Origin of the sequence: Protofrankia sp. Cas8, assembly GCF_963555845.1 — a bacterium.
Taxonomy (GTDB): Bacteria; Actinomycetota; Actinomycetes; order Frankiales; family Frankiaceae; genus Protofrankia.
Genome location: NZ_CAUVXI010000084.1, coordinates 5,056 through 10,770, shown reverse-complemented (window position 1 = coordinate 10,770; position 5,715 = coordinate 5,056). Strand labels below are relative to the sequence as shown.

Annotated in this window: 4 protein-coding genes and 1 pseudogene; 3 read left to right on the top strand and 2 right to left on the bottom strand. The window is 69.2% G+C overall.

Annotation, left to right across the window (positions count from 1 at the left end; translation table 11 throughout):
* Positions 1–201: 201 nt before the first annotated feature.
* On the bottom strand, positions 202–471 hold the full coding sequence (locus U9977_RS26975) for an effector-associated domain EAD1-containing protein (RefSeq protein WP_416210604.1): 270 nt from the start codon (positions 469–471) through the stop codon (positions 202–204).
* Here U9977_RS26975 and U9977_RS13845 point away from each other — a divergent pair.
* The 3 genes from U9977_RS13845 (at position 352) to U9977_RS13835 (ending at position 5,247) form a co-directional block, all read left to right on the top strand.
* Positions 352–2,865, top strand: a complete 2,514-nt coding sequence (locus tag U9977_RS13845; RefSeq protein ID WP_416210603.1) for an Hsp70 family protein — start codon at positions 352–354, stop codon at positions 2,863–2,865. The two genes, U9977_RS26975 and U9977_RS13845, sit on opposite strands and share 120 nt — an antisense overlap.
* Complete coding sequence (locus U9977_RS13840) at positions 2,846–3,721, top strand: OmpA family protein (RefSeq protein ID WP_322749657.1); 876 nt, start codon at positions 2,846–2,848, stop codon at positions 3,719–3,721. Before U9977_RS13845 ends, U9977_RS13840 begins: the two co-directional genes overlap by 20 nt.
* Positions 3,722–3,789: 68 nt before the next feature.
* Positions 3,790–5,247, top strand: coding sequence for a hypothetical protein (locus U9977_RS13835; protein WP_322749656.1), 1,458 nt, complete (start codon positions 3,790–3,792; stop codon positions 5,245–5,247).
* A gap of 81 nt (positions 5,248–5,328) precedes the next feature.
* Here the strand turns inward: U9977_RS13835 and U9977_RS13830 are convergent.
* Positions 5,329–5,715, bottom strand: a pseudogene (locus U9977_RS13830) (transposase family protein); the annotation flags it as partial.

Below are 5,715 nucleotides of genomic sequence, written 5' to 3'. Positions count from 1 at the left end.
CCTACGGTGCGGGCATGGGCGACCGCCCAGGCACGCAGGGCGCCGTCCACGGGCTGGGCGTTGCTCGAGAATGCCCCCGAACCGGTCCCCCGTTGCTCGTCCACAACCGCCCCCGTTGCTCACCGGCTGCTCACCGGAACCGCCCTGCGACGATCAGCGTAACCCCGCCGACCACACAGCCCACCTGCCATCCGAGGCCGGTCAGCCGGCGGTGGGGTCGACGCCGTATCGCTGCGCCAGCAGGCGGAAAACCCGGTTGTGGGGCTGGTCGCGCAGGGCGGAGGTCAGCAACGCCCGGAACGGCGTCGCGACCGCGCCGTTCTCCAGGTCGATGAGAATCATGTTCCAGATCTGCTCGGGTACGGCATTGGCAAAGCCGGGACGCCGCGACCGCGGATAGCCGATACCAACAGCGCGATTGCGGTCCTGGACGGAACGAAGGCCCGCATCATCAAGAACGCGTTCCAGCACGACACGACGCCGTCGGCGGTCTACGCTGACCGCAACGGCCGGATCCATGTCGGCGAACGGGCCCGGGAACGCGTCGAGTCCGATCCGGCGAACGCCGCCGCCGAGTTCAAGCTTAAGATGGGGCTGCGCGACCAGGCGACGACATTCGCCAACAGTGGTCTGGCGCTGACCCCGGAGGAACTGTCCGCGCATGTGCTGCGGGCACTCAAGACGAATGTCACCAGGCAGCTCGGGGAGGACATCCGGGCCGCGGTCATCACCGTTCCGGCCGCGTTCGAGCTGAACCAGACCGACGCCACCCGGCGGGCCGCCGAGGCCGCTGGCCTGGAACTGTCGCCGCTGCTGCAGGAACCGACCGCAGCCGCCCTCGCCTACAGTTTTCAGCGCGACGAGGACAACATCTACCGGCTGGTCTTCGACCTCGGCGGGGGAACCTTCGACGCCTCGGTCGTGCATATCCGGGACGGCGAGTTCGACATCGTCAACCACCGTGGTGACAACTTCCTCGGCGGGAAACTCATCGACTGGGCGATCGTCGAACAGCTGCTGATTCCCGCGCTGCTCCAGCAGTATTCGCTCCCCGGCTTCGGCCGGGGCGAGCCCACCTGGGCCCAGGCGATCGCGAAGCTGAAGGCGGCCGCAGAGAACGCGAAGATCGAGTTGTCCTCGACGGAATCGGCGCTGATCGACATCAGCGAGCCCCCGCTGTGCACCGACTCCCGCGGGAACCCGGTGGAGTTCGTCCACGAGCTGCACAGCGCGGATGTGGACCAGCTGACCGAACCCTTCGTCGCCCGCGCGATCAACATCTGCCAGGCCGCGCTGCGGGAGAGCCACCTCGCGCCGGAGAAGATCGACCGGGTACTGCTCGTCGGCGGGCCCACCCTCATGCCGTACCTGCGTCGGCGGCTCACCGAAGGTCTCGGCATCGAGCTGGATGTCAGCCAGGACCCGATGACCGTCGTGGCCTGCGGCGCGGCGATCTTTGCTGGGACCCAGCGACTGCCGGCGGAGCCGGCGCGCCCCGACGTCGCCTACACCGTGGACCTTGAGTACAAGCCGATCGGCTCCGATCCGGAGCCTGTGGTCGGCGGGGTGGTGCGGGGCCCGGCCGGCCGCAAGCTTGAGGGGTCTACCGTCGAGTTCGTCAACGCCGAGGCCCGCCCGCCGTGGCACAGCGGTAAGATCATTTTGCCGGCGGCCGGCTCGTTCATCACCACCCTGCGTGCCGAGCCCGAGCGGCGGAACACCTATGAGATCGTCCTGGAGGACCCGACCGGAACCCGCGAGCGGATTCAGCCCGCGGAGCTGACCTACACCCTCGGCACAGTCGCGCCGGCCGCCACTCTCACCCACTCGATCGGGGTGGCGCTGGCCGGCAACGAGGTCTCCTGGCTGCTGGCCAAGGGCACGCGGATCCCCGGCAAGGCCCGCGAGATCCTGCGGAGCACCGTGCTGCTGACCCGCGGCCAGTCGGGCGGTCTGCTGCGGATCCCGATCCTGGAGGGGGAGCACTCCCGGGCCGACCGCAACCGGCAGGTGGGCGCGCTGGAGATCCTCGCCGACCAGGTGGCCCGCAACATCCCGCGCAACAGCGAGATCGAGGTGGTGATCGAGATCGACGCCTCCCGGCTGGTGACCACCAGGGCGTACGTGCCGATCCTCGACGAGGAGTTCGACGCCGTCCACGACCTGACGACCGAGAGCGCTCCGGCCCCGGCCGAGCTGCGCCGGGCGCTGAACGCCGAGCAGGAGCGGCTGGATGCCTTGCGCGCCGACGCGCGGCGTACGTCCGACCCGGCAGCGCTCGCCATCCTCGGTGAGCTGGACGACGAGCGGGCAGTCGATCAGCTCGAGAACGACGTGGCCTCCACCGAACACGGTGACGCGGACGCGGCGAGCACCGCCGGCAAGCGGATGCTGGACCTGCGGGCGAAGCTCGACGACGTCGAACATGCGCTGGAGTGGCCCTCACTGGTCGAATGGGCGAACCGGGTGCTCCACGACGCGCCGGGGATGATCGAGGAATACGGCGACGCCAAGGACCGGCGGCGGCACGAGCTCCTCGCCGCCGACATTCGCCGTGCGCTGGCCGGTCAGGACGCCGCGCACCTGAAGACCCTCGTCGACGAGCTGACCGGTCACCTGGCCATGATGCTCGACCGAAAGACGGGTGCCGTGGCGATGGCCCGCTTCACCCGGCTGGTCGAACAGCGGTCCGAGCTGCGCGACCAGGCCCTGGCCGCACGCCTGATCGCGGACGGGCAGCGCGCTGTCGACAGCAACGACATCGAGCGGCTGCGGACGGTGGTCCGACAGCTTATCGACCTGCTTCCGCCCGAGGACAGGCAGGCGGACCCGGAGGCCTACAGCAATGTCTACAAGTCTCGGTGACACCACCCACGTCGCGCTGATCGGCGAGGTCGTCCGGGGGCAGGCCGTCACGCTGGCCCGTTCCGGCCGGTACGAGCACGCCGTCAGCCTCCTCACAGAGCTGGCGACCGGGCGCGACCACACCGCGGCGGAACACGACTTGCTCGCCCGGATCCACGCGCAGCAGGGTCGGTTCGGCGACGCCGAGCGTCACTGGCGGGCTGCGCTGGCCATGGACGGCCCCACGGACGGGGCCACAGCGGGCCTGCGCCGCCTCGAACGACTGCGCACCCGCCGCGGCAGCGGCCGCGTCCGGGGCGGTGTCGCCGCCCTGCTCGTCGTTCTCGCCTTCGGTGGGGGCTGGCGGTTCGGCCACGACCGGACCAACCCGGCGGTAGCGGCCCCCGCGCCGGCCCCTGCAACGGCCCCCGCGCCGGCTCCCACCGAATCGGTGAATGTGACGGCGGACCTGGCCGCGCGCTTAGCCGGACCGGAGGTCACCATCGCCAAGGCCGGCGGCCAGGTGGTCGTCGTCTTCCACGACGCGCTGTTCGCCACGTACGACACCCCCAGCCCGCAAGGCCGCGCGGCGCTCGCCGGGCTGGGTATCCGGCTGGCGGCGATACCCGATATCGCCGTCGAGATCGTCGGACACAGCGACAATTTCCCGGTACGCCCCGGCGGCCCGTTCCCCGACAACACCGCGCTGAGTCTGGCCCGCGCCGCGTCCGCGGCGAAGATCTTGAGTCAGGCCGGCGTCCCCGCCGCCGCCCTCACGATCTCTGCGGCCGGCAACGCCGTCCCCCCTCATCCTGACGGCCCTGCCGGTGACACCCGTAACCGAACGGTGATCCTCCGCATCACACCGCCCGCCTAAGTGGTCGGCGACGGAGGCCGGGCGGCCGGCCGACGAGCGAGAGCCAAAGAAGCAGGAAGGACGTACCCATGACGCAGGCCGAGCCAAGGCCGAAGGCTGCGGCCCGGCCCCGTGACCCGCTGGCCGTCGCGCTTGCCAACGCATCCCTGTTCGGTGGCGGGTACCTGATGCTGGGCCGGGGACAGCTCGCCGTCGTCGTCACCCTGATCACAGCCGAGCTCCTCATCATCTTCGCCTCGGTCGCGCAGACACTGTGGTTCGGGATCGTCGTGCTGCTGTGGTGGGTGGCCGTCATCGCACACGGCTGGTATCTGGCTGGTGGGCGACCGCGCCGGGGCCGGATCCGGCCGGACCGGTCGAGGAGACAAGGGGTCATCGCCTTCGCCTTAGTGCTCCCGGTACTGCTGGCCTTCGGTTTCCTCCGGTTCACCATCGCGCAGATCGAGGGGGACGTCGCCGCGGCCCACCGCACCGGTGACTGCCCGCGGGCGGAGGCCGCCACGGCCAGGGTGTCGCCCGCTCACCGCATGGTCGCTGTCTCTCCGGTCGCCGACGGCGAGAACATGGTCAAGGCATGCGCACTGCTGCGGCCGGTCGCCGGTGATTTCGACGCCGGGCGGGCCGGTAACACCGCAGCCCTGGACACCGGTTTCCGGCAGCTTTCCACCATCCTCACGGAGCTGCCCGGCCATGAAACCATGGTGCAGGGAGCATTGGACCGGTTCCTCAACGGCCTACCGACCAAGGATCCCTGCAACACCGTGAAGATCCTCACGTGGCTCGCCGCGCGGCCGCCCGGCGGCAAGGGGCTGGACCGCGCCGCCCAGGTCGTCCCACAGCTCGCGCCTGCGGCGCTGGTCGACTGCGGCAACACGTTCCTGGCGGCCGGGGACTGGGAGAATGCGCGGGCGAAATACCAGCAGCTGCTCGACCAGTACCCCGGCCACAATCTTGCCGCCAAAGCCCGAGAGGGAATACAACAGGCCAACCAGAAGATCGAGGATGCGAGAATACGCCGCGAGCGGGATGCCGAGGAGGCGAGGATACGCGGCGAACGGGAGGCCGAGCTGGCGACCCTACGCCGTCTGCTGGAGTCGCCGGACTCCGACCAACCGGCGTACTGCTCCGCTCCGGTACCGTACGCAGCCGCCCCTTCCGGCGGGCCGAACCGCGCACTGATAGTCGGCAACAAAGACTACGTGGACAATCTCCCCGCCGAGTGGAGGACCGATGACGTCACCACTGCCACCCGGGTGCTCTGCGTCGGCAACGCCGAGTTCGGAGCCGCGGTCGCAACCTGCCAATATCAATTTTTAGGCGTCGAGAACGTGACGTTTTACCGGGTGGCGTTGCGCGTTCGCGTTTACGAGCTACGAACCGGACGACTCGTGACCGACACCAGAGTGGAGATCAGCGGCGCAAGCTGCCCTGACCCTTATCGCACCTTCCGCTACGACATGAAGGACTACGTCAGCCCCTCCGATTCCCAGATACAGGCCGCCTTCCGACCACTGATCAGCCCGTGACCGCCTGTGGGGTGCCAGAAACCGGCCTTACTTTGCGGTAGTGACGCCTGCCGGGCGCCTGGCGTGTTCCCGTGTTGGCTGTCAGGTGGTGCGGCCGTGCTCGATGTGAAGGATCACGAGGGCGGCTTTCGCGATGAGACCGATCTTCCAGGGGCCGAGGCTGATGTTCCGCAGGGCCCGGAAATGCTTCAGAAGGGCATTCGCGCGTTCGCCGACAGCCCGCAGCGCGTTGTGGACCCGGTTGTGCTGCTTCTGGTCGTCGGGAAGGGCCTCGCCCTTGGGCTTCTTGTACGGGACGGCGACCTGGACGTTGCCGCCATGATTATGGATCTTCCCGGACCGCCAGAGATCCACGTCTTTGGTGGGACCGGGGTGCGCACCCGGTCGGTCTCGATCACCGAACCGTCGACGATCACATGATCGTAACCGGCCGCCTTCGCGGCCAGTAGGGCATTGCGCAGGTCAGGT

Bases quoted from the DNA above. Each gene is read 5' to 3' on its own strand.
- U9977_RS13840 (WP_322749657.1), top strand. From the start codon at position 2,846: ATGTCTACAAGTCTCGGTGACACCACCCACGTCGCGCTGATCGGCGAG.
- U9977_RS13835 (WP_322749656.1), top strand. From the start codon at position 3,790: ATGACGCAGGCCGAGCCAAGGCCGAAGGCTGCGGCCCGGCCCCGTGAC.